General features: G+C 59.6%; 23 protein-coding genes and 1 riboswitch. Of the genes, 1 reads left to right on the forward strand and 22 read right to left on the reverse strand.

Annotated features, from left to right (window positions below):
• Nucleotides 1–18: 18 nt before the first annotated feature.
• From JS530_RS05115 to argH, 11 genes are all read right to left on the reverse strand, one after another.
• Nucleotides 19–168, reverse strand: a complete 150-nt coding sequence (locus JS530_RS05115) for a hypothetical protein (RefSeq protein ID WP_214376125.1) — start codon at nt 166–168, stop codon at nt 19–21.
• 21 nt (nt 169–189) lie between these two features.
• A complete protein-coding gene (locus tag JS530_RS05120) occupies nt 190–1,224 on the reverse strand; it encodes an HAD-IIA family hydrolase (protein WP_214376126.1) in 1,035 nt (344 codons plus the stop codon).
• A gap of 10 nt (nt 1,225–1,234) precedes the next feature.
• Nucleotides 1,235–3,115, reverse strand: a complete 1,881-nt coding sequence (locus JS530_RS05125) for a tetratricopeptide repeat protein (RefSeq protein ID WP_214376127.1) — start codon at nt 3,113–3,115, stop codon at nt 1,235–1,237.
• A gap of 25 nt (nt 3,116–3,140) precedes the next feature.
• The gene (gene tyrS / locus JS530_RS05130; protein WP_214376128.1) at nt 3,141–4,463 is read right to left on the reverse strand and encodes a tyrosine--tRNA ligase; all 1,323 of its coding nucleotides are present in this window, start codon (nt 4,461–4,463) and stop codon (nt 3,141–3,143) included.
• 113 nt (nt 4,464–4,576) lie between these two features.
• Complete coding sequence (locus JS530_RS05135) at nt 4,577–5,500, reverse strand: putative ABC transporter permease (protein WP_214376129.1); 924 nt, start codon at nt 5,498–5,500, stop codon at nt 4,577–4,579.
• A gap of 6 nt (nt 5,501–5,506) precedes the next feature.
• On the reverse strand, nt 5,507–6,070 hold the full coding sequence (locus JS530_RS05140; RefSeq protein ID WP_214376130.1) for an HD domain-containing protein: 564 nt from the start codon (nt 6,068–6,070) through the stop codon (nt 5,507–5,509).
• 122 nt (nt 6,071–6,192) lie between these two features.
• Nucleotides 6,193–6,546, reverse strand: coding sequence for a rhodanese-like domain-containing protein (locus tag JS530_RS05145; RefSeq protein WP_214376131.1), 354 nt, complete (start codon nt 6,544–6,546; stop codon nt 6,193–6,195).
• Nucleotides 6,547–6,665: 119 nt separating this feature from the next.
• Nucleotides 6,666–7,475, reverse strand: a complete 810-nt coding sequence (gene thiF, locus JS530_RS05150; RefSeq protein WP_214376132.1) for a thiazole biosynthesis adenylyltransferase ThiF — start codon at nt 7,473–7,475, stop codon at nt 6,666–6,668.
• Between the two features lies 1 nt (nt 7,476).
• Nucleotides 7,477–8,250 carry a thiazole synthase gene (locus tag JS530_RS05155; RefSeq protein ID WP_033890456.1) on the reverse strand — a complete coding sequence of 258 codons (774 nt, stop codon included), beginning with the start codon at nt 8,248–8,250 and terminating at the stop codon, nt 7,477–7,479.
• Between the two features lie 231 nt (nt 8,251–8,481).
• On the reverse strand, nt 8,482–8,676 hold the full coding sequence (gene thiS / locus JS530_RS05160) for a sulfur carrier protein ThiS (RefSeq protein WP_214376133.1): 195 nt from the start codon (nt 8,674–8,676) through the stop codon (nt 8,482–8,484).
• A 169-nt stretch (nt 8,677–8,845) separates the two neighbouring features.
• Nucleotides 8,846–8,947: riboswitch (TPP riboswitch) on the reverse strand.
• 90 nt (nt 8,948–9,037) lie between these two features.
• A complete protein-coding gene (gene argH, locus JS530_RS05165; RefSeq protein ID WP_214376134.1) occupies nt 9,038–10,510 on the reverse strand; it encodes an argininosuccinate lyase in 1,473 nt (490 codons plus the stop codon).
• 262 nt (nt 10,511–10,772) lie between these two features.
• Here argH and JS530_RS05170 point away from each other — a divergent pair, with 262 nt between their 5' ends.
• Complete coding sequence (locus tag JS530_RS05170) at nt 10,773–12,017, forward strand: ATP-binding protein (RefSeq protein WP_214376135.1); 1,245 nt, start codon at nt 10,773–10,775, stop codon at nt 12,015–12,017.
• Nucleotides 12,018–12,131: 114 nt separating this feature from the next.
• On the opposite strand, the gene JS530_RS05175 is transcribed toward JS530_RS05170, so the two are convergent.
• The 11 genes from JS530_RS05175 to JS530_RS05225 all read right to left on the reverse strand — a co-directional run bounded on the left by JS530_RS05175 (nt 12,132) and on the right by JS530_RS05225 (nt 25,183).
• Complete coding sequence (locus tag JS530_RS05175; RefSeq protein WP_033890316.1) at nt 12,132–13,370, reverse strand: argininosuccinate synthase; 1,239 nt, start codon at nt 13,368–13,370, stop codon at nt 12,132–12,134.
• Between the two features lie 86 nt (nt 13,371–13,456).
• Complete coding sequence (locus tag JS530_RS05180; RefSeq protein WP_214376136.1) at nt 13,457–13,972, reverse strand: arginine repressor; 516 nt, start codon at nt 13,970–13,972, stop codon at nt 13,457–13,459.
• The gene (gene argF, locus JS530_RS05185; RefSeq protein ID WP_214376137.1) at nt 13,969–14,934 is read right to left on the reverse strand and encodes an ornithine carbamoyltransferase; all 966 of its coding nucleotides are present in this window, start codon (nt 14,932–14,934) and stop codon (nt 13,969–13,971) included. The genes JS530_RS05180 and argF overlap by 4 nt, the downstream gene beginning before the upstream one ends.
• Before the next feature lie 30 nt (nt 14,935–14,964).
• Complete coding sequence (locus JS530_RS05190; RefSeq protein WP_214376138.1) at nt 14,965–16,260, reverse strand: acetylornithine transaminase; 1,296 nt, start codon at nt 16,258–16,260, stop codon at nt 14,965–14,967.
• Nucleotides 16,250–17,206 carry an acetylglutamate kinase gene (gene argB, locus JS530_RS05195; protein WP_214376139.1) on the reverse strand — a complete coding sequence of 319 codons (957 nt, stop codon included), beginning with the start codon at nt 17,204–17,206 and terminating at the stop codon, nt 16,250–16,252. Before argB ends, JS530_RS05190 begins: the two co-directional genes overlap by 11 nt.
• 72 nt (nt 17,207–17,278) lie before the next feature.
• Complete coding sequence (gene argJ, locus JS530_RS05200) at nt 17,279–18,454, reverse strand: bifunctional glutamate N-acetyltransferase/amino-acid acetyltransferase ArgJ (RefSeq protein ID WP_214376140.1); 1,176 nt, start codon at nt 18,452–18,454, stop codon at nt 17,279–17,281.
• On the reverse strand, nt 18,451–19,545 hold the full coding sequence (gene argC / locus JS530_RS05205) for an N-acetyl-gamma-glutamyl-phosphate reductase (RefSeq protein ID WP_214376141.1): 1,095 nt from the start codon (nt 19,543–19,545) through the stop codon (nt 18,451–18,453). Before argC ends, argJ begins: the two co-directional genes overlap by 4 nt.
• A 208-nt stretch (nt 19,546–19,753) precedes the next feature.
• A complete protein-coding gene (locus tag JS530_RS05210; RefSeq protein WP_214376142.1) occupies nt 19,754–20,428 on the reverse strand; it encodes a hypothetical protein in 675 nt (224 codons plus the stop codon).
• A gap of 135 nt (nt 20,429–20,563) precedes the next feature.
• Nucleotides 20,564–23,173, reverse strand: coding sequence for a phenylalanine--tRNA ligase subunit beta (gene pheT, locus JS530_RS05215; RefSeq protein ID WP_214376143.1), 2,610 nt, complete (start codon nt 23,171–23,173; stop codon nt 20,564–20,566).
• A gap of 7 nt (nt 23,174–23,180) precedes the next feature.
• Nucleotides 23,181–24,236: a phenylalanine--tRNA ligase subunit alpha gene (pheS, locus tag JS530_RS05220; RefSeq protein ID WP_214376326.1), complete on the reverse strand. Its 1,056-nt coding sequence runs from the start codon at nt 24,234–24,236 to the stop codon at nt 23,181–23,183.
• 77 nt (nt 24,237–24,313) lie between these two features.
• Complete coding sequence (locus JS530_RS05225; RefSeq protein ID WP_214376144.1) at nt 24,314–25,183, reverse strand: TrmH family RNA methyltransferase; 870 nt, start codon at nt 25,181–25,183, stop codon at nt 24,314–24,316.
• Between the last annotated feature and the right edge of the window lie 85 nt (nt 25,184–25,268).

Here is a 25,268-nt window from a genome sequence, read left to right on the forward strand (position 1 = left end):
GGATATCTACGCGGATATCTACTGACGAGTGGCATCCAGCTCATGCTGCAATGCGGACAATGCATCGTTGAACGCCTTGAGCTTGCTGCTCTCATCTTTCGAATCCAGATCGGCAAGCTCGGGGAATCGTTGGACGATGGGTGTGCGTTCGGATGCATGGTCCGTCATGTCATGTCCTTCAAATCGGTCTTAGAGCGTGAACAATGGGATGGTACCCGAGTCGAGATCCGCGCCCTTGTCCGCAGCCTCCCAAGCCGCGCATATGGCGGCGCGCAAGGCATCGATGCTGTGATTGTCACTGACCTGCACCTTGCCGTTTTCATACCAAGCGCTGGCATTGCGGCACTCCCAGGTACCATCCTCGGTGCGCATCGGCTCAGGCTGTGCCTCGGAAAGTTCGCGTAAATCCTTGGCGACGAACGTAGGCCGTAGGTGTGCGGGGGCGAGCATCAGCTCCGTGGGATTGGTGACTCCGGTCAGCACGGCCAGGGAATCATAGCCGCCACGGTTGCCTGCCTCAATATCCGTATCCAGACGGTCGCCGATGGCAATGGAGGATTCCTTGGGTACCAGATCATGGCCTTCGGCGGCGTTCAATTCGCGCGCTTCGTCATACATGTAGGCTTCCGGCTTGCCGGCCGAAGCCACCGGCTCGACACCGGTGGCGGCAATCACGGCCTTGATCATTGAACCGCAGCCCGGCGCAATGCCGAGCTCGCGTGGAATCGTCAGATCCCTATTGGTAACGAAGTAGACGGCTCCGGCTTCCACGGCAAAAGCCACATCGGCCATCATCTGCCAGGTCATCTGCGGATACCAGCCTTGGATGACAGCATCAGGCTGGTCGATGGGACCGTCCACAATGGTCAGCCCATTGCGTTTCACTTCCTCACGCAGATGCTCGGCGCCCAATACCTGCACACGCGCACCAGCCGGCATCTTCTTGGCCACCATGCGTGCGGCGACCACCGAGGAGGTAATCACCTGCCAGGGCTCTACCGTCAGGCCGAAACCATTGAGCTGGTCGGCCACCACATGCTGGAATCGCGAGGAGTTGTTGGTGGTGTACTCGATGGTCATGCCAGCGCGTTCCGCGGCCTGAATCGATTCGGCCGCGTATTCAACCGGGTTCTTGCCTCGGTACACCACACCATCGAGATCAAGCAGCGCGAGCTGATAGGTCTCGGCAAGACTGCGACTGGTTCCTTTGAGGAAACGGGTCATGCTCGCGTGCTCACTCCTCGTTGGATGCTTCAGATGCTTCGGATTCGCTGGATTCCGGCTGCTCATCGGCATCGTCGGCTTCGGCGTCTGCTTCCTGCTCTTCGGATTCAGCAGTGGAATCCTCGGACTGGGAATCCTCGGACTGGGAATCCTCAGACTCGGAATCCTCAGACTCGGAATCCTCGGCAGAGTCAGACTCAGACTCGGCGGATTCGGCATCCGCTTCGTCGGCATCATCATTGGATTCCTCGGATTCCGGTTCCAGTTCCGGAGCGTACTGTGCGTCTGCCGGGTCGATGCCCAACTGCTCGAGGACTTCGGAATCGTCGGTCAGCTCTTCCAGATCATGATCGATGACCACGTCGTCGCTGTCCTCGTCAATATCCTCATCGGCAAACTGCTCTTCAAGACGATCAAGCATGGTATCGAGCTTCTCGGCTTCACCAGTGCGACCGGCTTCTTCGAGGAAGTACTGCTCGGCTTGGAGGGCACGCATACGGTACTCGCCCGGCAGACCCTGAGAACGGGCCACGGTGTGCACCACTTCAATGGCCTTATCCCACAGTTCCAAGTCACCCAAAGCACCGGCGTACACCAGGAACATCTCCACCTTAGGAGCGCCGTGCAGCTGCTTGCCTTCATCGGACTGTGCGATTTCCACAGCCTTCTTCGGATTGCCCACGCCACGTTCGCAGTCGGCGATGAACGGCAGGTAATCCTGGAAGCCGTTCATACGGTAGGCGGTACGGAACTCACGCAAAGCCAGCTTGTAGTTGCCCTGACGGTAGGCCACGAAAGCCAGCGTCTCACGGGCGAAGTCGATACGGGAAGCCTGACGAGCCACCCACTTGGCGTGCTCGAGGGCCAGCTCGGGATCCTTCTCCTCCAATGCGTAGGCAGCCAGAATGTGCAGGCCGATGTTCTCGGCGTGTTCCTTGGACAGGCCGCGCAGACGCTCACGCTCATCCTTGGAAAGCATGGACCACTCCATGCCCTTCGGCATGCGCGGCTCATCGGGGCGGCGTGCCGTATACGGGTTCTGCGAGGGGAAGCTCATCGTGCCGTCGGAGTTACGGCGCGGACGGCTCATATATTCAGTGCGCTTATTCTCGCGGTATTCGCGCTTCTCCTCCGCGTTGAACTCGCGGCGCTCACCATCACGGCGATCATCGCGGCGGAAATCCCTGCGATCATTGTCGCGACGGAAGTTCTTGCGATCATTATCGCGGCGGAAACCACCACGGTTGTCGCGCTCCTCACGGTTATCGCGACGGAAGTCGCGGTGCTCACCATCACGGTTAAAGCCACGATTATCACGACGGTCATCGTCGTGGCGGAAATTGCGACGCTCACCATCACGATGGAAATCACGACGATCATTGTCACGGCGGTCATCGCGGCGGAAGCCTCCACGCTCGCCGTCGCGGCGGAAGTTACGGCGATCGCCATCACGATGGAAATCACGACGATCATTATCGCGATGGAAATCGCGGCGTTCGCCATCATGATGCTGGTAACGCGGGTTCTCACCGGCCTCACCGTCACGACGCGGCTTGAAATCGCCGTCACGACGCGGCCCCTTGTGGAAACCGTCGCGGCGGAAGCCTCCACGCTCGCCGTCCTTGCGGAAACCACCCTTGTGGAAGCCACCGGACTTGCCGTAGGACTTGCGGAACCCACCGTGCTCGTTGCCGTCACCGTCACGGCGAGGCGCGTATCCTTCACCATCGTCGCGGCGACGCGGCTTGAAACCATCACCATCGCGACGTGGCTTGAAACCACCCTTGCCACGCGGCTTGAATCCCTTGCCGCCTCGGTTGGACGGACGACGGTCGCCATAGGACTTATGGCCGCCGTAGGACTTGCCGGAACGCTCGTTACCTTCTGCCATCTGTATTTTCCTTAATCCCTACTACTTAACGGTTTTCCACGGCGCCGAGCGCCTTCTTGCCACGACGGATGAGTGCAAAGCGACCAGCGAGGAAATCGGCCTCGCCCAAAACCTGCTCCTCATCCTCGATACGATTGTTGTTGAGATACACGCCACCGGACTTGATGGCGCGGCGAGCCTCGGAACCGGACTTGAACAGACCGGCCGCCTGAGCGGCGTCGATCACGCGATCGCCGGGCTTGGCCACCGGGAACACATGTTCGCCGTTCTCATCGGCCACTTTGAAGCCATCCAGCACAGACTCGAGCGTTTCGGCGTCGATATCCTCAAGGTTGCCGCCACGGCCGAACAGTGCGCCGGAAGCGTCGATGGCCGCCTGGGTGGCGGCTTCGCCATGCACGAAGCTGGTGACTTCCCATGCCAACGCCTTTTGCGCTTCTCGCTTGCCGGGGTTGGTCTTGGATTCCTCCACCAGACGCTCGATTTCGGCCTTCGGCAGGAAGGTGAAGGCCTTCAAGAGGCTTTCCATCTCCACATCCGGGCGATTGATCCAGAACTGGTAGAACTTGTAGGGGCTCAGCATCGTGGCATCCAGCCACACCGCGTTGCCCTCGGACTTGCCGAACTTCTTGCCCTGCGCATCGGTGATGATCGGGCTGGTGAACACGTTCACGTCCACGCCACGCACCTTGTGAATCAGATCAAGGCCGGAGGTCAGGTTGCCCCACTGGTCGGAGCCGCCAAGCTCCAGCGTGCAATGGTATTCGTCGAACAGGTGCAGGAAGTCGTTGCCCTGCAGCACCTGGTAGCTGAACTCGGTGAAGGAGATGCCTTCCTCGGAGTTCAAGCGACGTGCCACCGTATCCTTGGCGAGCATGGTGCCCAGACGGAAGTTCTTGCCAACGTCGCGCAGAAAATCGATGACGCTCATCTGCGCGGTCCAATCGTAATTGGATACGAATCGCACCGGGTTGGCACCTTCGGTTTCCAGAATGCCGCCGATCTGCTTCTTCAGACGCTCGGCCCAGCCGGCTACCACATCCTTCGGATTCAAGGTACGTTCGCCGGACTGGCGAGGATCACCGATCAGACCGGTAGCACCACCGACCAACGCAATCGGATGGTGGCCGGCAAGCTGCAGGTGACGCATGTTGATGAGCTGCACCAAGTTGCCGATGTGCAGCGATGCAGCAGTCGGGTCGAAGCCACAGTAATAGGTGATGGGCTCGCCGTTCAATGCCGCTGCGAGTCGATCCCGGTCCGTGGACTGGGAAATCAACCCGCGCCATTCCAGTTCCTCAAGCAGGGTGGTGAAACCCGCTTCCTTGAAGTCGGTGACGTGAGCCATAGCCTGGTGCTTCTCCCTATCGAATTGTGTATTGGACAATGCTTGACTGCTGTTTTCAAGCGTCTATAAGTCTCTCAGAACACACCGACAGTACCGCCCCGGCAGGTTTCCCATCACTGACCACGACGGTACAGCTTTTCAAGCGTCTCGCGCAGCTGCTGCAACGTATCGTTGTTGGTGGTGGTCTTAAGCCGCGGGAATGATGCGATCATACGACGCTGCTGATGATTGAACACGGAGTCGGCGGCATCCTTGATACGATCCATGAATTCGGCAGACATCTCCTTACCATTCTGCAAGGATTCGCCAACCTTCTGACCGACCGCGGATGGCATGCCACCGAACCTATCGCTGGCACCGGTCAGCGCATCGGAGGCTTTGGCTGCCAAACCAGCGGCAGCCCCACCGACTACGCCACCAACCATGCCAGTGGCCATATCCGTGGCGCCGGAGACGGCATCGCCCACCTTCTCGCGCACCGCATCGCCATATTTGGCCATGGCAAGCTTGAATTGTTCGAGGCTTTGCTCGAAGTTCACGATGCCGCAGACGGTCACGATCGTATCGGCAATGGTCAGTGCCATCAGCACCACAAACAGCACATGAATGATCTGCAGTGGAATCATTGCGGTGATGTGCGCGACCGCAGGCTGAATCACATCCACAATCAGCACTCCCCCGATGCCAAACACCACGGCACCGAGCAAACAGATGCGGCCGTTCAGATTGAAGTGGAAGTGCGAGTAGTCCCACCATCGCGCGTGGAACAACTGTTCCATTGCCCACGAGGTGAAGTATTCGAGCACTGAGGCACCAATCATCGCCAGGAAGAACAGGACAACCGGATTATGGATATGTCCAAGAATCACCACGCCGGCTACCGCGCCCGTGCCATAGATCGGGCAGAGCGGACCGTTGAGGAACCCTCGGTTCACCCATCGACGCTGTTGGCAGGAGACCAGAATCGATTCGTACACCCATCCGGCGAAGCTATAGAAAATGAACCACAGAAACAGGTATTCAAGGAACAGCATCATTGGCGGCTACCTGCCCTGCGTAATCGCCGGTCGCTGATGGCCTGGTTCGAGAGCCGCACGCAGCGTCGGCTTGGCCGGTAGCGCCTTCTTATGGAAACGGCCCATCGAGAACGTCTCACGGGTGGCCGAAATCTTGTCGGCCAGCGTCACCAGATAGCCTTCGATATAGCGCGGCGGGATGGGCGTCATCGGGAACATGTGCTTTGCGATGCTGTCGCGTTCGATGGCGTTGAGTCTAAAGTCCTTGAGCGCATTGACCAGCGCGGCATGGCCATGGGTGAATCCATGCCAGCGGTGGGTGCCGTTATCCCAGTCATGCCAGTCGTAGAGGAAATAATCGTGCAACAGCGCCGCGCGAATCAGCGATTTCACATCCACGCGATGCCACAGGTGCGCCCGGTCGGCCATCCAAACCGCCAAACATGCCACGCGAATCGAATGCGCGAATGTGGTGATGTTGCCGTGCTGATAGCAGCAGCGTTCGATTTCCATATGGTTGTGTTCGATGATTTCGCTGCCATGCTTGGCAACGAGTCGTTGAATCTGCGTACGAGTGAGCAGACGTCCCACGGTATCGGGCTCCTCAGAATCAATCAGTCTATGCTTGCGTTGTTCGTTGCCGATTGTAGGACAAGCACGGAACGCCCGAACTCATCCGCTCGGATGATTATGGACGGGACACCGCTCTCAGCTTATGCGCCTTGGTCTGCCAAGTAGTGCTGATAGGCGCGGAAACCACCGTCAAGGCTGGCCACCTCATAGCCGCGGTCGGCGAGGATTTCAGCGACCTCCTCACTCCACCAGCCCTCGGCACAGTACACGATGACCTTGCGGTCTTTCGGCACGTTCTTAAGTACATGGGCCAGGGGGTCGAGCGGCGCGTTGATGGCGCCTACAATCGGATGCGCTTCCACGTCCGCCGGTTCGCGCAGATCCAGCAATGTAACCGATTGCGGATCGAGAGCTGCGAATTCCGCCGGCGTGATGTGTTCAAAAACCGGCTCTTCGGCGTCTGCCTGTGAACTGTTATGCAATGCGATGGGCATAGTTGTTGTTCCCCTTCTGCTGCTTGCTGAAAACTCCTTCAATCCGCACACCCTAAGCCTTTCTCGGTCAGGAGGCTCGGGATGGCGGATTGGAGGAATCGGATTTTTCAGACTGCTTCTTAGATGGCACAGGCCGGCTGAATATAGTTGGCCGGGTCGATGGTGGTGATGCTCGGATGCTCGCCGCACACCGGGCAGTCCGGCACATGCTTGGGCAATGGCACACGGCGCATGTTCATCGTCAGCGCATCGACGGTGAGCATACGGCCGATCAACGGCTCCCCTACCCCGACGATGAGTTTGGCCGCCTCAGTGGCTTCGAGACTGCCGATGACTCCCACCACGGCGCCGAGCACGCCGGCTTCCTTGCAGGTCGGTATTTCGCCGGCCGCCGGCATATCGCGGAAGATGCAGCGATAGCATGGTCCTTCACCGGGCACGATGGTCATGACCTGACCGGCGAATCCCACCACACCCGCATGAATGTATGGCTTGTTCGCCAGCACGCAGGCGTCGTTGATGAGGAATTTCGCCGCGAAATTATCCGTGGCATCAATCACCAGATCATATGGTTCGATGAGCGTGCTGATATTGCTGGCATCGACGAGCTCTCGGTATGTATCAATCTGCGCGTCCGGGTTCAGAGCCCGGATGGCTGCGGCAGCCGACTCCACTTTGGGTGTGCCGACTGCGGCGGTGGTATGGATGATTTGGCGTTGCAGGTTGCTCAGGTCAACCACATCGCCGTCAACCAGACCGATGCGTCCTACGCCCGCTGCGGCAAGATAGAGTGCCGCCGGCGAGCCGAGGCCGCCGGCTCCGATGATGAGCACGCTGGATGCCAGAAGCCGCTTCTGACCTTTGACGCCCACGCCCTTCAGAATCAGATGGCGGGCGTAGCGTTCCACTTGTTCGTCTGATAATGCCATGTCAGTGCAGGTATCCGGTGGTCGGGCTGGACGGCACGGCCTGGCCTTCGGTCACTTTGCCGAGGCCGGAGAGGTAGGCGGCGCGACCAGCGTTGATGGCGTTCTTGAAGGCCTCGGCCATCAGCGGAATGTTGCCTGCGGAAGCCACGGCGGTATAGGCCATGACCGCGTCGGCACCCATTTCCATGGCGTCGCATGCCTGGCTCGGGCGGCCAATGCCGGCGTCGATGATGACCGGCACATGCGCGTTGGCAATGATGATCTCAATGAAATCGCGCATGCGCAGGCCCATGTTGGAGCCAATCAGCGAGCCCAATGGCATCACGGCTGCGGCACCGGCTTCTTCAAGCTGACGTGCGGCAATCGGATCGGGGAACATGTACGGCATGACCACGAAACCTTCCTTGGCCAGCATTTCGGTGGCGCGGATGGTTTCGGCGTTATCCGGCAACAGATACTTGGTTTCGTGTTCGATTTCGACCTTGACGAAGTCGGTGTGGCAGACTTCGCGGGCCAAGCGGGCGATACGCACGGCTTCTTCGGCGTTGCGGGCACCGGAAGTGTTTGGCAGGAGGGTGATGCCTTCCGGAATGTAATCAAGCACGCTGTTTTCGGTGGTCTGTGCGCGGCGCAGTGCCATCGTGACAATCTGCGTGCCGGCATGTTCCACGGTGGCTTTGATGAGGTTCAGATCGTAACGACCGGACCCCAGAATGAATCGGGACTGGAATTCGTGGCCGCCGAGGTTTAATGGCTTGTCTTCCACCGGCAGCATCGGCGCTGCGGTACCTACCGGATTGACGACCTTGGGCTGTGGCGGCAACGGTGTCGCCTCAACGGATGCTTCGGTCACTGGATTGATGTTCATAGTGTTTTCCTTTCACCCCTTACCATGGCTCCCCTTGTTAGGGGAGCTGGCTCACGAAAGCGTGACTGAGGGGTAGTTACCTGTAATGGCGGCATTCTTGACGGGAACAAGGATGCCAGTATGCAGCACTGCTGTTGCTCAGCCGCCTTGGACGAACTGGACGATTTCCATCACGCATTGGTCGTCGAGCATGGCCTCGCCACGCTTGTCGCGCGGAATAATCTCTCCGTTGAGTTCGATGGCCACGCGTTCGGCTCGGAAACCGTGGGTTTCCAAATAATCAGCCACACTGACCGGCGCTTCGAGCTTGACCTGCTCTCCGTTGACCTGCATTCGCATCCCTTCCTGATACTAAAAAAGGGCGCACGAAACGAACCGTACCTTAAGTGGTGCGCCCATTCATGAACCCAGTCATGCGACCGTGCCTGACTGATGGCGCATTGGCTACACCACAAGCCGCACACGGCTGAATTATCAGTACGAACTGTGGAGAGAACCCAACAAATCTTGAACCAACGATTCCTTACGGCGGCATGACCCGCGTCAAGTTCCCCGGTCGAAGCTGGCGCTTCCTCTCAGCCTTGCGGCTCCCGTTCGTTACGGTTACTTAGTGTAGGTGCGGCGTGTGACAAGCGAGCATACAACAACGGCTCCCCGCTGTGATGCGAGGAGCCGGAATGCTATCGGCAAACGATTAGAACGTGCCGGGAGCCTTGTATGCGGAGCCGTCGGACGTGGAGGCCGGGAAGAGCTTCAACTCTTCCACCTGCGCCTTGGCGTCGGCGATCTGCTCGCGCACACGGCCGTAGGCTGTACCGCCCTTGCCGTTACGGGAGTCGACGGAACCGTGGCTGGAGAGTACTTCACGCACGCCCGGTGCCTTATCGGCCGGCAGGAATGCGGCGAAAGTGTCGATGAAGTCCTGGTCGGTCAGGTCCCAGAGTTCCTGGCCGCGGCCTTCGGCGATCTTGACGCATGCACCAGAAAGCTCGTGAGCGTGGCGGAATGGCACACCGTTCTTGACCAGCCATTCGGCGATGTCGGTGGCCAGAGCGAAGCCGGTCGGGGCTTCCTCTTCCAGACGGTCGGCATCGAAGTGCATGGTCTTGACCATACCGGTGAAGGCGGGCAGCAGCACTTCGAGGGTATCCACCTGGTCGAAGACCGCTTCCTTGTCTTCCTGCAGGTCGCGGGCGTAGGCGGTCGGCAGGCCCTTCAGGGTGGCCAAGAGACCGGTCAGGTCGCCGATCAGACGGCCGGACTTACCGCGAGCGAGCTCGGCGATATCCGGATTCTTCTTCTGCGGCATGATGGAGGAACCGGTGGAGTAGCCATCGTCCAGCTTGACGAAGGCGAATTCCTGGGTATTCCAGATGATGATTTCCTCGGACAAACGGGAAATATCCACGCCGGTCATGGCAGCCACGAATGCGAATTCAGCCACGAGGTCGCGCGAGGCGGTGCCGTCGATGGAATTGTCGGTCACGCGGGAGAAGCCGAGTTCGCGCGCAACAGCTTCCGGATCGAGGCCAAGGGTGTTGCCGGCGAGCGCACCGGAGCCGTATGGGGAGGCGTTGATGCGCTTGTCCCAGTCGATGAGGCGCTGCACGTCGCGGATGAGCGGCCATGCGTGGGCCATAAGCTGGTGTGCGAGCAGCACCGGCTGGGCGTGCTGCATGTGGGTACGGCCCGGCATCACGGTGCGGCCGGCCTTCTCGGACTGTTCAATCAGTGCGTTGACCAAGTCAAGCAGCAGACCAGCGATCACGCGGGAGTGGCGGCGCAGCCACATGCGAATCAGGCAGGCGATCTGGTCGTTGCGGGAGCGGCCTGCGCGAAGTTTGCCGCCGAGTTCGTCGCCGGCGATATCAATCAGACCACGTTCAAGCGCGGTGGCTTCGTCTTCGTCATCTTCAATCGGAGCGAAGGAACCATCGTCCACATGGCGCTGCAGGGTGTCGAGCGCATCTTCCATGCGCTGCAGTTCGTCGGCGGTCAACAGGCCGGCACGGCCGAGTGCACGGGCGTGGGCGCGGGAACCGGCGATGTCATCGTCCGCCAGTCGCCAGTCGAACTGGGTCGACTTGCTCAGGCGAGCCAGTTCCGGGGACGGGCCGGAGGTGAAGCGGCCGCCCCACAGTGCCAGATGTTCATTGTTTTCAGGCATGAATCACTCCTTATACGCTCCAAGAAGCTTGGGCAAAGCTTAACTTTCAGCTGCAAGCAAGGCTATCAGCGCACGGCTACATCATCGTTCGTCACTGTCTGAGTCAATGACAGATTATGCATCACTCAATCTATCTTTAGGAATACAATCAATAAAACTCAATAAATACAGGAACTTTATCGGGTTATAATCGGAAAACTTCGCATCTTTTCTATTTAATCGGACTACAATCGAACTATCAGTCGTAGAAATCGAGGTTCCCATGCCCCAGCAGTTATTAAAGCGTCCAACGTATATCTCAACAATCGAACCTTATATCGACGCTCCATTAGTGAAGATCCTCACCGGAATCAGGCGCTGCGGGAAATCGACGTTACTTCAGCAAATTGCCGAGCTCTTGATGCAGCGTAACGTTCCACAGACCAGTATCCTGCGCTACTCTTTTGATTCAATGCAATATGCAGGTTGGGATGCAGCTCAGCTATACCGGCACTTGACCAGTGCGCTTCCCACAGACGAATCGCGACAAGATCGCCGGTTTTATTTGTTCCTTGACGAAGTTCAGGAAATAGACGGATGGGAACGTGTTGTTAATTCACTGATGGCCGAATGCAATGTGGATATCTACGTCACTGGCTCAAACTCACGAATGATGTCATCGGAAATCTCCACTTACTTAACCGGAAGGTACATCGCATTTCGCGTATTCCCGTTATCTTTTAACGAATATCTTCGTTTCATGGCCGCATACGGCATGGATGACAATAGCCAGAACACCCATTATCAACTTGGACAGTATATTCGCCATGGCGGTTTCCCAGCTACATGCTTAACCTCATACACAGACGATCAGGTTTACGCCATTGTAAAAGACATTTACAATTCGACTATCTTTACGGATATCGTTCGCCGCAACAACATTCGTAAGGTCGACCAACTGGAACGTATTGTTCGATACACCTTCGACAACGTTGGGCGCACATTCTCAGCTGCGACTATCACCAAGTATCTGAAAAGCCAGAACCGCTCCATTGATGGTGAAACCGTCTACTCCTACCTCAAACAGCTCGAGTCAGCGTACATTCTTCATCGATGCTCGCGTTATGACCTGGAGGGTAAAGAGATACTGAAGACCCAAGAGAAATTCTATCTAGCCGATTCTTCCCTGAGGTATGCAGTCCTCGGTTATCAACCAGATAGCGTCGCCGCAATGCTGGAAAACCTTGTATATCTTGAGCTCCTGCGTCGCGGATGGCAACCATTCGTAGGCAAGATAGGTGAAGCCGAAGTTGACTTTATAGCGAAAAAGCAAAACCAAACCATGTATATTCAAATCGCTCAGACACTCGGCAATCCAGATACGCGAAAGCGTGAATATGGCAGATTGCTCAACATACACGACAACTATCCCAAATACGTGTTATGCACCGATGAATATACCGCGGGTGATTATCAGGGCATCACCACCATGCATGTCGCCGACTTCCTCTTGTCAAAGCGTTGGTAACAACAAAAAAGTCCTCTCTGCACTAGGCAGAGAGGACTTGCAAATCGAAAGGGACTTCCCTTCAGTCAGCTTCGTCGATGGTTCCACTCACAGAGGGGAGTCAGAGAGCCGGCATTACTCCACGGTGTTGGTGGGGACTTCGATGCCGTTGCCGAACTTCACGTCGCGGGCTGCGGCCACGCGGGACGGCAGGCCGTAGATGTCGATGAAGCCGTTGGAGGACTTGGAATCGAAGCTGTCGCCGGAATCGTAGGTGGCGAGCTTGTAGTCGTACAGCGAGGAGTCGGAGCGGCGACCGGTCACCACGGCACGGCCACCGTGCAGGGTCATGCGAATCTCACCGGAGACGTACTTCTGGGTGTCTTCGATGAAGGCGTTCAGGGACTGGGTTGCCGGGGAGAACCACTGCGCATCGTAGACCAGCTCGGCCCAGCGCTTGTCGATATCGCGCTTGATGCGGTGCTGTTCGCGCTCGAGACAGCAGTTTTCGAGCTCCTGATGGGCGGTGATCAGCGCCACGGCACCCGGAGCCTCGTACAGCTCACGGGACTTGATGCCGACCAGACGATCCTCGATCAGGTCGATACGGCCGATGCCCTGGGCGCCGGCGCGACGGTTCATCTCTTCAATGGCCTGCAGCGGGGTCACGTCGCGGCCGTCGATCTTGACCGGAATACCCTGCTTGAACTCGATGACCACTTCATCTTCGACCGGCGGGAAGGCCGGATCGTCGGTGTAGGAGTAGCAGTCCTTGGTCGGGCCGTTCCACGGATCCTCAAGGAAGCCGGTCTCGATGGCGCGGCCCCACACGTTCTGATCGATGGAGTACGGGGACTTCTCGGTCTGGGTGATCGGCAGCTTGTGCTCCTTGGCGAACGCGATTTCCACGTCACGGGTCAGCGCAAGGTCACGAATCGGGCTGATGGCCTTCAGGGTCGGATCAATGGCCGCGATGGACACCTCGAAACGAACCTGATCATTGCCCTTGCCGGTGCAGCCGTGGGAAATGGTGTCGGCGCCGAACTGGTGGGCGGCACGCACGAGGTGCTTGGAGATCAGCGGGCGGGAGATGGCGGAGACCAGCGGGTACACGCCTTCGTACATGGCGTTGGCCTTGAGGGCCTTCATGCAGTACTCGTTGGCGAACTCGTCGCGGGCGTCCACCACATAGGATTCCACGGCACCGCAGGCGAGAGCGCGCTGTTTGATGGTTTCGAGGCTTTCGCCGCCCTGACCGACATCGAGGGACACGGCGACAACATCCTTGCCGGTGCGCTCCTTCAGGTACGAGATGGCGACGGAGGTATCAAGACCACCGGAATAGGCCAGAACAATGCGCTTGTTATCTGCCATTGGTTCCCTTTCCTAAACAATCAAAAACAAACTGAGTGTAATTATATACAGAGCTATGCATATTTATGCATGGGCGTGTTGGGGGATTATTTGGAGGCGAGGGCCAGAAGCCAGTCGGCGCGGGCTGCGGCGGTGTCGTCATCCGTGCAGATCACCAGCACCGTATCATCGCCGGCAATGGTACCGAGCACACCGTCGATTGGCTGCTTATCCACCACCGAAGCCACATATTGCGCCGCACCGGAAGGCGTATGCACCACAATAAGATTGCGCGCGGAGGCCACCGAAGTCACCAACCCGCTCAATACGCGAGCCATCTGGGCTTCGGACCGCTCCCCCACCACGGTTTCCCCCTCGCCGGCGGCGGAACCATGTTCAACCGTGTACGCCACGGTGCCATCCTTGAGACGCGTTTTCACGGCATGCATCTCGTCCAAATCGCGGCTCAGTGTTGCCTGAGTCACCACAATGCCCTCATCAATCAGGATTCTGGACAACTGTGATTGCGATGTGACGATATGCGTAGCCAGCGCCTGCTCGATGGCACTGAGGCGAGCGGCCCTGGTAGCGGGCCGCTGCAGGGACGGAGAGGATTCGCTCATGCCAGCAGGCTTTCGTCTCCACGAGCCTTGCCGGCGAGCCATGTCATCAGCGCTTTCTGGGCGTGCAGACGGTTCTCGGCCTCATCCCACACCACGGACTGCGGGCCGTCGATCACCTCGGCGGTGACTTCCTTGCCGCGGTAGGCGGGCAGGCAGTGCTGGAACAGCGCGTCCGGCTTGGCGAGCGCCATGAGCTCGGTGTTGACCTGATAGTTCCAGAACGGCTTGGAGCGAATGGCGTATTCGGCTTCCTCACCCATGGAAACCCAGGTGTCGGTGAACACGCAGTCGGCATCCTTCACGGCTTCCTTGGCATCGGTGGTCACCAGAATGGAGCCGCCGTTTTCCGCGGCGATACGCTCGGCATCGGCCACAATGTCCGGACGGGGCAGATAGCCCTGCGGACCGGCAACGCGCACGTTCATGCCTGCCACGGCACCGCCGAGCAGGTAGGAGTTGGACATGTTGTTGGCGGCATCACCCACGTAGGCGATGGTCTGGTTCTTCAGGTTTTCCACGCCGCCGCGGTGTTCGGCGATGGTCTGGAAGTCCGCCAAAATCTGGCAGGGGTGGAAGTCGTCGGTCAGGGCGTTGATCACCGGATGGGTGGAGTACTTGGCCATCTCCTCCACGCGATCCTGGCCGAAGGTGCGCCATACCACGCCGAATGCCATGCGGTCGAGTACGCGTGCGGTATCGGCCACCGGCTCGCCGCGGCCCAGCTGGGAACCGGACTTGTCGATAACGAGCGGGTAGCCGCCCAATTCGGCGACGCCGATGGAGAAGCTGGAGCGGGTGCGGGTGGACGGCTTGTCGAACAGTACGGCGACGGCCTGTGGGCCGGCGAACGGCTGCTTGTAGAAGCGGTCATGGTGGAACTTGATCGCCAGTTCCAGCACCTGCTTCTGTTCCTCATGGTTGAGATCATCGTCGCGCAGCATGTGGCGAAGTTCGGGGGTCATAGTGGTCTCCTTCACAGTAACTTAACGTATTCAGTCGTTGGGCAGGTCGTTGGGAACGCTCTTCAACACGGCCAGAGCTTGGTCCACGTCTTCGGCAGTGACGATCAGCGGCGGCGCGAAGCGCAGGGCATCCGGTGCTACGGCGTTGACGATCAGTCCGTGTTCGAGGCAGTAGTTCATCACCGCATGAGCGCACGGATGCTTGAGCTCCACGGCATCGAGCAAGCCGCTGCCGCGTACGGATACGTAGAGCGGATTGCCGGTGGCCATGATGCCGTCGCGCAGCTGCTTGCCGCGTTCTTCGGCGTTGGCCACAAGGTTCTCATCCTCAATCACACCGATGGTGGCGAGGCCTGCCGCGGCACCCAATGGATTGCCGGCGAACGTGGAACCGTGGGAGCCCGGGGTGAATAGCGAAGCGAGTTTGGCGCCGAAAGCGATCATGCCGCCCATCGGGAAGCCACCGGCCACACCCTTGGCGAACGTGATCATATCCGGGGCCACACCGCCGGAAAGCTCCTCGTTCTGGAAGGCGAACCAGGACCCGGTACGGCCCATGCCGGTCTGGACTTCGTCGATGATGAGCAGGGCGTGATTAATGTCGCACATCTCGCGCACGAACTTCACGTAATCCGCGCCCAACGGCTTGACGCCCGCCTCACCCTGAATCAGCTCAAGAATCACCGCAGCCACCGGCCCCTTGCCGTAATGGCCGAGACCGGTCTGGGCAAACGCATCATGCAGAGCGTATTTGTCGCCCGGGCGCACGAATTCAATGTTCGGCACCAGCGGATCGTACGGCTTGCGAATGTTCGGCTTCCAAGTTGCGGAGAGCGCACCCATCGTACGGCCGTGGAATCCTTGGGTCATCGCGATGATTCGCGCAGGCTTGCCGCCGACCGACGGCAGCGCGCCAGGCAGCGTACGGCCATACAGTTTGGCGAGCTTCAACGCAGCCTCATTGCCTTCAGCACCGGAATTGCCGAAGTACACTTTGGAGCCTTCAGGAGCACCGGCCAGCTTCACCAGTTTGGCGGCGAGTTCGATCTGCGGTTCGGATGCGAAGTAATTGCTGATATGAGCCATCTTGCCGGCCTGATCGGCAACGGCCTTGACCCACTTCGGGTGTGCGTAACCGAGCGAGTTGACGGCGATGCCCGCCAGGAAGTCGAGGTATTCATTGCCATCGACATCCCAGAGATGAGCACCTTCGCCGTGATCCATCACACGCAGCGGCGTACCGAATACGTTCATATGAACCTGGGCGTACTCCCCCAGCCATTTGCTGTCTTCGGCGCCCAACGTTTCCTTATGCTCAGTAGCCATAGGAACTCCTCATTTCCAGTCCGTCCTCAGGCACGACCATGGTGCCGATACCTGCGGAAGTGAATATCTCGTTCAAGATGGAGTGCGGTTTGCGACCGTCGATGATGTGGGCCTGCGGCACACCGCCGTCGATGGCACGCACGCAGGCTTCCATCTTCGGGCGCATGCCGGATTCCAGATCCGGCAGCATATCGCGCAGATTCTCCACGCCGATGCGTCCGATCAGCGAATTCTTGTCCGGCCAGTCGGCGTAAAGGCCGTCCACGTCCGTAAGAATCACCAGCTTGTGGGCGCCCACTGCGGCGGCAAGTGCGGCTGCGGCCGAGTCGGCGTTCACATTGAGCACTTCGGTGGCGTCCTCTTCGTTCGGCGCCACGGACGAAACCACGGGGATTCGGCCAGCGGCAACCAGATCCTCCACAGCGGACGCGTCGACGGACACCACATCGCCCACCAGACCGATATCAGTAGGCGTGCCGTCGATAACCGGCTTGCGCTGGGTGGCGGAGAACAGGCCGCCATCCTCTCCGGAAAGGCCGACGGCGAGCGGACCATGGGCATTGATCAGGCCCACCAATTCGCGCGATACCTTGCCGGTCAACACCATGCGAACCACGTCCATGGCTTCCGGAGTGGTAACGCGCAGACCGCCCTTGAATTCGGATTTGATGCCCAGAGCCTTCAGCATCTGGGAAATCTGCGGACCGCCGCCATGCACCACGATGGGATGAATGCCCACCTGACGCAGGAACACCATGTCTTCAGCGAAGCACTGCTTCAAATGCTCATCCACCATCGCATTGCCGCCATACTTGACCACAATGCGCTGGCCTGCGAACTCCTCCAACCATGGCAGCGCCTCAATCAGCACTTCCGCTTTCTGATCGGCGCGCAGGTCGGTATGCACGTCAAAATGGAACCCAGGTCCCTTTAATTCAGTTGACAATTGTTCTCTTTTCTGCGATGCCGCCGGGCGCTTTCGCTGGCGGCTGCCATCACCAGTCCGCTGGACTGCAGGTCAGCTTTCGTAATCGGCATTGATGTGCACGTATTCATGGGTCAGGTCGTCGGTCCAGACGGTGGCTGCAGCATCTGAACCAGTGTTCAGGTCGATGTCGATGTGCACTTCACGCGGGGTCATGTCGACTTCGCTGCGGTCGCGTCCGGCACCGCCGTTCTCACAGATGCGCACGCCATTCACATCCACGGTAACCTTGTCGGAATCGTACGGGGCCACTGCTTCAGGTACGGTGCCCAGCGAGCTCACAATGCGACCCCAGTTCGGATCGTTACCGGAGATCGCGCACTTGAGCAGGTTGGATGCGGCGACGGCGCGGCCGCACGCCAAGGCGGCCTCCTCGCTGGTGGCACCGGTCACAGTGATGCGGATGTCATGCGATGCGCCCTCACCATCACCGATGATCTGGCGGGACAAGCTAGAGCAGGCTTCGCGCACCAACTTGTTGAATTCATCCTTGTCCGGTTCGATACCGGAGGCACCGGAGGCAAGCAGCAGCACCGTATCGTTGGTGGACATGCAACCGTCCACATCGATGCGGTTGAAGGAATGCTCGGCGGCCACGGTGAGTGCAGCCTGCAATTGGCCGGCGGATACCACGGCGTCAGTGGTGATGACGCACAGCATGGTGGCCAGCTGCGGGGCGATCATGCCGGAACCCTTGACCATGCCGCCGATCTTCCAGCCGTTGGAACCGGTCAGTTCAACCGTCTTGGGCTTGGTATCGGTGGTCATGATGGCGTGGGAGGCATCGACACCGGCTTCAGCAGTGCTGTCCAACGCCGCGTATGCCTTGGCGGCACCGTCGAGTACATGGTCGAGCGGCAGCAGCTCGCCGATAAGGCCGGTGGAGCAGACCGCCACATCGTCGGCCTTGATACCAGCCAGTTCGGCCACCTTTTCCGCGGTGGCCTTGGACTGCGCGTAGCCTTCCTCGCCGGTGCAGGCATTGGCGCCGCCGGAGTTCAGGATCACGGCCTTGACATGGCCATCGGCAACGATCTTGCGGCTCCACTGAACCGGTGCCGCACAAAAACGGTTCGAGGTGAATACGCCCGCCGCGGCGTCCAACGGACCATTGTTGACCACCAGGGCCAGATCCTTTTTGCCTTCGACTGCGGAAATCCCAGCTTCAACGCCGGCAGCGGTGAAGCCTTGTGCGAATGTGACGCTCACGGTGCTACTCCAATCTTGGTCAGGCCTGCATCCTCAGGCAGGCCCAGTGCAACATTCAGTGACTGTACCGCTTGACCGGCTGTACCGCGGTTGAGGTTATCAATAGCTGAAAATGCATAAAGACGCTGCGACTTGCGGTCGACCGCCACTTGCAGATGTGCGGCGTTGGAACCGATCACGTTGCCGGTGGCCGGCAGCATGCCTTCGGGCAGCAGCACCATAAAGTCCTGTCCCTCATACGCCTTGGCCCATACGGCGCGAATCTCCTCATCGCTCATGGCCAGCGCCTTCTCGCTCATGTGCGCGGACACGGTGGCCAGAATCCCGCGGGACATCGGCGCGAGCACCGGCGTGAAGCCGAGGGTGAATTCATTGGCCGCAGCGGCGCTTTTGCCCGCGGCGTGGGCGAAGTTCTGCAGGATTTCGGGAATATGGCGATGCGTGCCGCCTACGCCATACGGCAGCGCGGACTGCAATGCCTCGGATGCGAGCAGATTGGTGCGCTTCAGATTCTTGCCCGCGCCGGAGTAGCCGACCACCAGATCAGCCACAATGTCCTTCGGCTCAATCAGTCCTTCGGCGATGCCCGGTTGCAGGGCCAGGGTGGTGGCGGTCACGTTGCATCCAGGGCCTGCGATGCGCTTGGTGCCAGGCAAAGCCGTGCGCTGACGGGTGTATTCGCCGGCATCGTTCTTGCCGGTGATGAGCTCAGGCATGCCATAGGTCCAATGCTCGTAGAAGTCGCCACCGTAGAACTCGTCCCAGGCGCTCTTCTCCTCAAGGCGATGATCGGCACCCAGATCCACGACCACCGCATTGGGGTCGAGCTGAGAGGCAAGCTTGCCGGACGCGCCGTGCGGCAAGGCGAGAATGATCACATCATGGCCGTTCAACACTTCCGGCGTGGTGTCTTCCACGGTAAGCCCCGCGAGTTGGGGAATGTGCGGCATGTGCTTGGCCATCGAATCGCCGACCGAGGAATGGCCAGCCACGCATGTGATTTCGAAGTCGGGGTGGGTGGCAAGAATGCGCAGCGCCTCACCGCCGGCGTATCCGGTGGCACCAGCCACGGCCACTGAATATTTTGGCATACTCATCTCTTTTCCATTGGTAGAACTGCAATGAGTATACATGATTATGCAAACATATGCATAGTTATGCATATGGTGTGTTGGATGGCTGGCGGTCGCACAACAGGAAAGCCCCTCCTCGAATCATCGCCGTTCACAGTGAAACGAACAAGCGCGATTCGAAAAGAGGCTTCACGGGCGACACGAACTGCGACCTACGCAGCCAGCGCTATGCGGAGATGGAATCTCCGGAGGCACCGGAACCTGAGCCATTGCCGCCCATCAGCTGCTGCAATGCTTCCTGATACAAGGTGGTGGCATCGTATCCGTTCACCATCATCCACAGCACGGCCAACGTGTACAGCACATTGAGCACCACGGCCGCCACGGCAAGACCGAAGCCTTTCATATGGAAGGTGCGCGTACGCCACATGGCAACGCCACCCATCAGCGCGGACAGCACCGGCACTGGGAAGAACACCGCCAGTATAAACGAGATGATCGCGTACGAATCCCAATGCCCGTACAGCGGATTCTGATTGGGATCGTTCAGGTCGATACCGTTGTAGTAATGCGGCTGATGCGGGGGTTGTGGCGATCCCGCGCGACCAGTGCCCGGCTGCTGACCGCCGTTCTGCCAGCCGGCACCATACGGCTGCCCTTGAGCGCCTGGATACATGGACGGATAATAGCCGGGCGCATTGCCCTGCTGTGCAGCGGCGTTCGGCTGACTGTTCTGCTGCGGCTGGGCTGGCGATGGCGTCGATTGCTGTTGTGCTGAATCGGAATCGGGAGCGCCATAAATATACGGGTTGTAGTTCGGCCCGTACTGTCCAGCCATCGCACCGTATTCAGGCTGCTGGTACTGCCCGTACTGCGGCGTTTGTTGTTCAGGCTGGCTCATGACGCTCCTTATATTGTGCTTTACACATGGATGTGACTCTCCTCAGTCACCTTGCAGTTGCCTTGTAGTCGCCTCGTAGCAACAGCTCCCCTCTGAGGAGGGGAGCCAAGACTGTTTGGAGAGCCAAGGGACAGGTCAGGCGCGTAGTTGCGCACCGATCTTCGCGGCCTCGGCCACGATGTTCGCGCGAATCGCCTCGCTGTCTTCAGCGGAAAGCGTCTTGCTCGGGGAACGGAAGACCACGGCGTATGCCAGGGACTTCTTGCCTTCGCCCACCTGCTCACCGGTGAACACATCGAACAGTTCGATGGATTCGAGGTTGGCACCGGCGGCTTCGCGAATCACGGCTTCCACCTGGTCGGCACTGACCGTATCGTCCACGGTGAATGCCAGATCCTGCTTGACCGGCGGGAAGGTGGAAATCGGCTTGGCCTGCACTGGCTTGCCGGTCAGCGTGGCGAACAGATCAGTCAGGTTCAGCTCGAAAGCGGCGGAATGCTCCGGGAAGCCGAGGGCTTCGTTGACACGCGGATGCAGCTCGCCCACCCAGCCGGCGAACACATCGCCAGCCATCACGCGGGCGGCACGACCCGGGTGCCACTGTGCGGGAACGTCGTCGGCAGCGGGCTGATCCAGCGTGATGTTCGCGCCAATACGGCCGGCAATGCGGCGCACCGCCTCTACGGCATCAGACCAGTCGACCGGGCGCTTGTCGCCCAGCCAGCCGGAGTCCTCGGCCAAACCGGTCAGGATGCCGGCCACATGGTCGGGCTGATCCGGCAGGCCGGCGTCTAGCGCGGCAAGCTGCTCGTCGGTCGGACGCACGCCACCGGGCAGAGCCGGGATGGCGGGGGCATTGGGATCCCACAGGTAGACATGACCGAGCTCGTACAAGGACACGTTCTCGATGCCGCGGCGAATATTGCGCTGCACGGTGGTGGCCAAGGTCGGCAGGATCTCACGGCGCAGGTACGGGCGGTCGCCGTACAGCGGGTTGGCGATTTCCACGCTCACCTTCTTGGTGGCTTCGGGATCATAGGCGAACGCCTTGTAATCCTCATCGCCCACGAACGGGTAGCTCAGGGCTTCCACCATGCCGTATTCGGCCAGCTCATCCGCGACGCGACGACGACGCAACTGGTTCGGGGTCAGGCCCACCAGGCCTTCGATCGGAGCCGGCGGCACGGTGACCGGAATCTTGTCGTAACCGACCAAGCGTGCGATCTCTTCGACCAGGTCGCAGGGAGCACCCAGGTCCGGACGCCAGGTCGGCGGAGTCAAGGAGAACTCGCCGTTGCCACCGCCGGCAACCGTGCAGCCGATGTCGGTGAGAATATCGGAAATACGGTTGATGTCCACGTTGAGGCCGGCCACGCGAGCCACTTCGGAGGCCTTGAAGTGAATCACCTTACGGCGTGCCGTGTTGTTCACGTCGTTCGGGAATTCGCTCGGCTCACCGTTGCCGTACTTGGCCAGCAGCTCGGATGCCATCTGGGCGGCGGCCGGCTGCAATGCGGTGTCCACGCCACGTTCGAAGCGACGGGACGCCTCGGACGGAATCTTGTGGCGACGTGCGGAACGGGCGATGGTCACCTGATCGAAGTGCGCGGCCTCCAGAAGGATGTTCTTGGTATCGGCGGTCACTTCGCCGTACAGGCCACCCATTACGCCGGCGAGGCCGAGGATGCGGGAGCCTCGCTCACCGTTCGGGGAATCGGTGATGAGCAGGTCCTCGACGCTGAGCTCATGTTCCTTGCCGTCCAGCGTGGTGAGCTTCTCACCCTCGTTGGCGCGACGCACCACGATGGGGCCTTCAAGCTTGTCAAGATCGTAGGCGTGCATCGGCTGGCCGAGGTCCAGCATCACATAGTTGGTCACGTCCACGGCCAGGGACAGGGAGCGCATGCCCGCACGGGTCAGGCGACGACGCATCCAGTTCGGAGTCTTGGCGGTCGGGTCGAAGTTCTTCACGATGCGGGCATAGTAGCGGTCGCATCCGGGAACGCCATGAATCGGGTTGTTGTCATCGATTTCGATGTCGATGTCCACCTTGGTGCCCGGCTGATAATCGGCCGGTTCCGGAGCCTTCTCGTTCAGCGCGATGGCCGGATCTGTGTAGGGAGCGCCGGTCGAGTGGTGGTATTCGCGGGCCACACCACGGTAGGACAGCGTGTAACCGCGATCCGGGGTGATGTTGATCTCCAGCATCGGCTGATCCAGATGCAGCAGATGCATGGCATCCTGGCCGGGCTTCAAAGCCTCATACTCAGCCTCGGTGAAGCCATATTCGCGCAGCAGGATGATGCCGTTATGGTTGTCGCCCAGACCCAGCTCACGCTCGGAGGCGCACATGCCGTTGGAGATGTGGCCATAGGTCTTGCGCGGTTCGATTTTGAAGTCGCCCGGCAGCACGGCGCCCGGCAGGGTCACGACGACCTTTTCGCCGGCCTTCATGTTCGGCGCACCGCAGATGATGCCGCGCGGAACCTTGTTGCCGTTCTCGTCGGTCTCATTCCATTCGTCGCCGCAGTCCACATGGCACCAGTTGATGATCTTGCCGTTCTTCTGCGGTTCCGGCGTGGCGTCCACCACGTAGCCGACCACGATCGGGCCGGTCACCTGGGAGGCGTGAATCTCCTCTTCCTCAAGACCCACCTTGACGAGGTCCTTGGCGAGCTGCTCATAGGTCAGGCCTTCAGGAACCTCAACATGGTCCTTGAGCCAATCGATGTCGATCATAGGCATGGCTAAATCACTCCCCCATCACAAACTGTTCGGCGAAACGCACGTCGCCTTCAACCAGGTCGTGCATATCGTTGATGTCGCTGCGCAGCAGCAGCGTGCGCTCCATGCCCACGCCGAAGGCGAAGCCGGTGTACACGTCCGGGTCGATGCCGGCGGAGCGCAGCACGTTCGGGTTCACCATGCCGCAGCCGCCCCATTCAAGCCAGCCCGGGCCACCCTTCTTATCGGGGAACCACAGGTCAAGCTCGGCGCTCGGCTCAGTGAACGGGAAGTAGCTCGGGCGCAGACGGGTCTTGGCTTCCGGGCCGAACATGGCCACGGCGAGCTTGTCTAGCACGCCCTTCAGATCAGCCATGGTCAGGTGCTTGTCGACGGCCAGGGCTTCACACTGGTGGAACACCGGGGTGTGAGTGGCATCAAGCTCATCAGTGCGGAACACACGGCCCGGGCTGGCGATGTACAGCGGCACACCGCGGGTGAGCAGGGCGCGAACCTGATCGGAGGAGGTCTGCGTGCGCACCACCATGTTGGAACCCACGAAACCGGCGGCATCCTTGGCCTGATTGCCCTTGACGTAGAAGGTGTCCTGCATCTGGCGGGCCGGATGATCCGGACCGAAGTTCAGGGAGTCGAAGTTGTACCATTCGGCTTCGATTTCCGGGCCGGAGGAAATCTGCCAACCCATGGAGATGAAGAAGTCCTCAACGTCTTCCATCAGCTTGGCCAGCGGGTGGCGTGCGCCCAGTGGCTTGCGGTTGACCGGCAGGGTCATGTCTACGGTCTCGGCTGCAAGTGCCGCCTTCTCGGCGGCCTCCTTGAGTTCGATTTCCTTGGGTCCGTAGGCACGGCCAAAGTCGGCGCGCAGCTTGCTCATCAGCTTGCCGGCATCCTTCTTCTTGTCTGCCGGAAGCGAACCGATGGCCTTGCTGGCACGAGTCATCGCAGAATCAGCGCCTGCGTACTGTGTCTTGATGGCTTTCAGCTCCTCCAGATTGGAGGCCTTCTGGATTTTCTCGATGCCCTCGGCAACCGCAGCGGTTACCTGATCGGCATCGAACACCATGTGTTCTGCCACGAGAACCCTTTCGTTCGATGATTACTCAACGCGGTTTTCTAATGTTTGCAGCGTATTTTCCAAACTCACATTGTTTCAATATGACCCGACATAGCCAGGCTCATCAGCATGACCGCGGCCGAAGTGCCGAGGTTCAATGATTCGGCCTTGCCGTAGAGCGGAATGGATACGATCCGGTCGCACTGCTCAAGGATTTCTCGTTCCAAACCGCGAGCCTCGTTGCCGAAGAGCACGGCTTTGGATTCCGCCACCAATGCGTGGTTGGCCAGCACCTGCGGCAAGCTCTCCGGTTTGCGCTGCTCGGTACCGTACACATCCGCGGCCCACACGTCCATATTGTGGTCTTTCGCCCAGTTGAAGAACGCTTCGGTGCCCATGCGCAGTACCGGAATATGGAACAGGGAGCCTACGGTGGAACGGATGACCTTGGGATTCAACGGGTCGACGCAATCGTCCACCAAGACCACGGCATCGCAGCCGGCTGCATCGGCAGCACGAATCACCGTGCCGGCGTTGCCGGGATCGCGCACCTGCCAGAATGCGGCGATCTGCGGCTTTGCGCTCAGTTCCAGATCCTCCGAATCGGCATGCATCGCGCGCGCATTGCCGACTGCGAGAATGCCCTGCGCATCCTTGCTGATATGGCGGATCACGTCGCCCGTGCATTGGTGCACGTAAATGGTGGCGTCCTGTGATGTATCCACGATGGTTTGCAACGTGGACGAGATGATTCGCGGATGTTCCAGCGCTTGGGAAACCTCCACATACAGGTCCTGCACTACGTCCGGCCGCCAGGTGACGGCTTCGCGCACCGCCTGCGGGCCCTCGATGAGGAAGCGACCCGAACGTTCGCGGCCTTTGGCGCGAGCGAGATCGGCGATGCGGCGAACACGATCCGACTTGGGATTATCAAGAATCTGGGCATTAATCGGCATAGGCCTTAGCCTACCGCAATATCACCATGACCATGTTGCGTACGTTCCTCCAGAGCAATGTGCCCGCCATCTGGAAGAACGTACA

The organism is Bifidobacterium colobi, assembly GCF_018555455.1.
In the GTDB taxonomy this organism is placed as follows: domain Bacteria; phylum Actinomycetota; class Actinomycetes; order Actinomycetales; family Bifidobacteriaceae; genus Bifidobacterium; species Bifidobacterium colobi.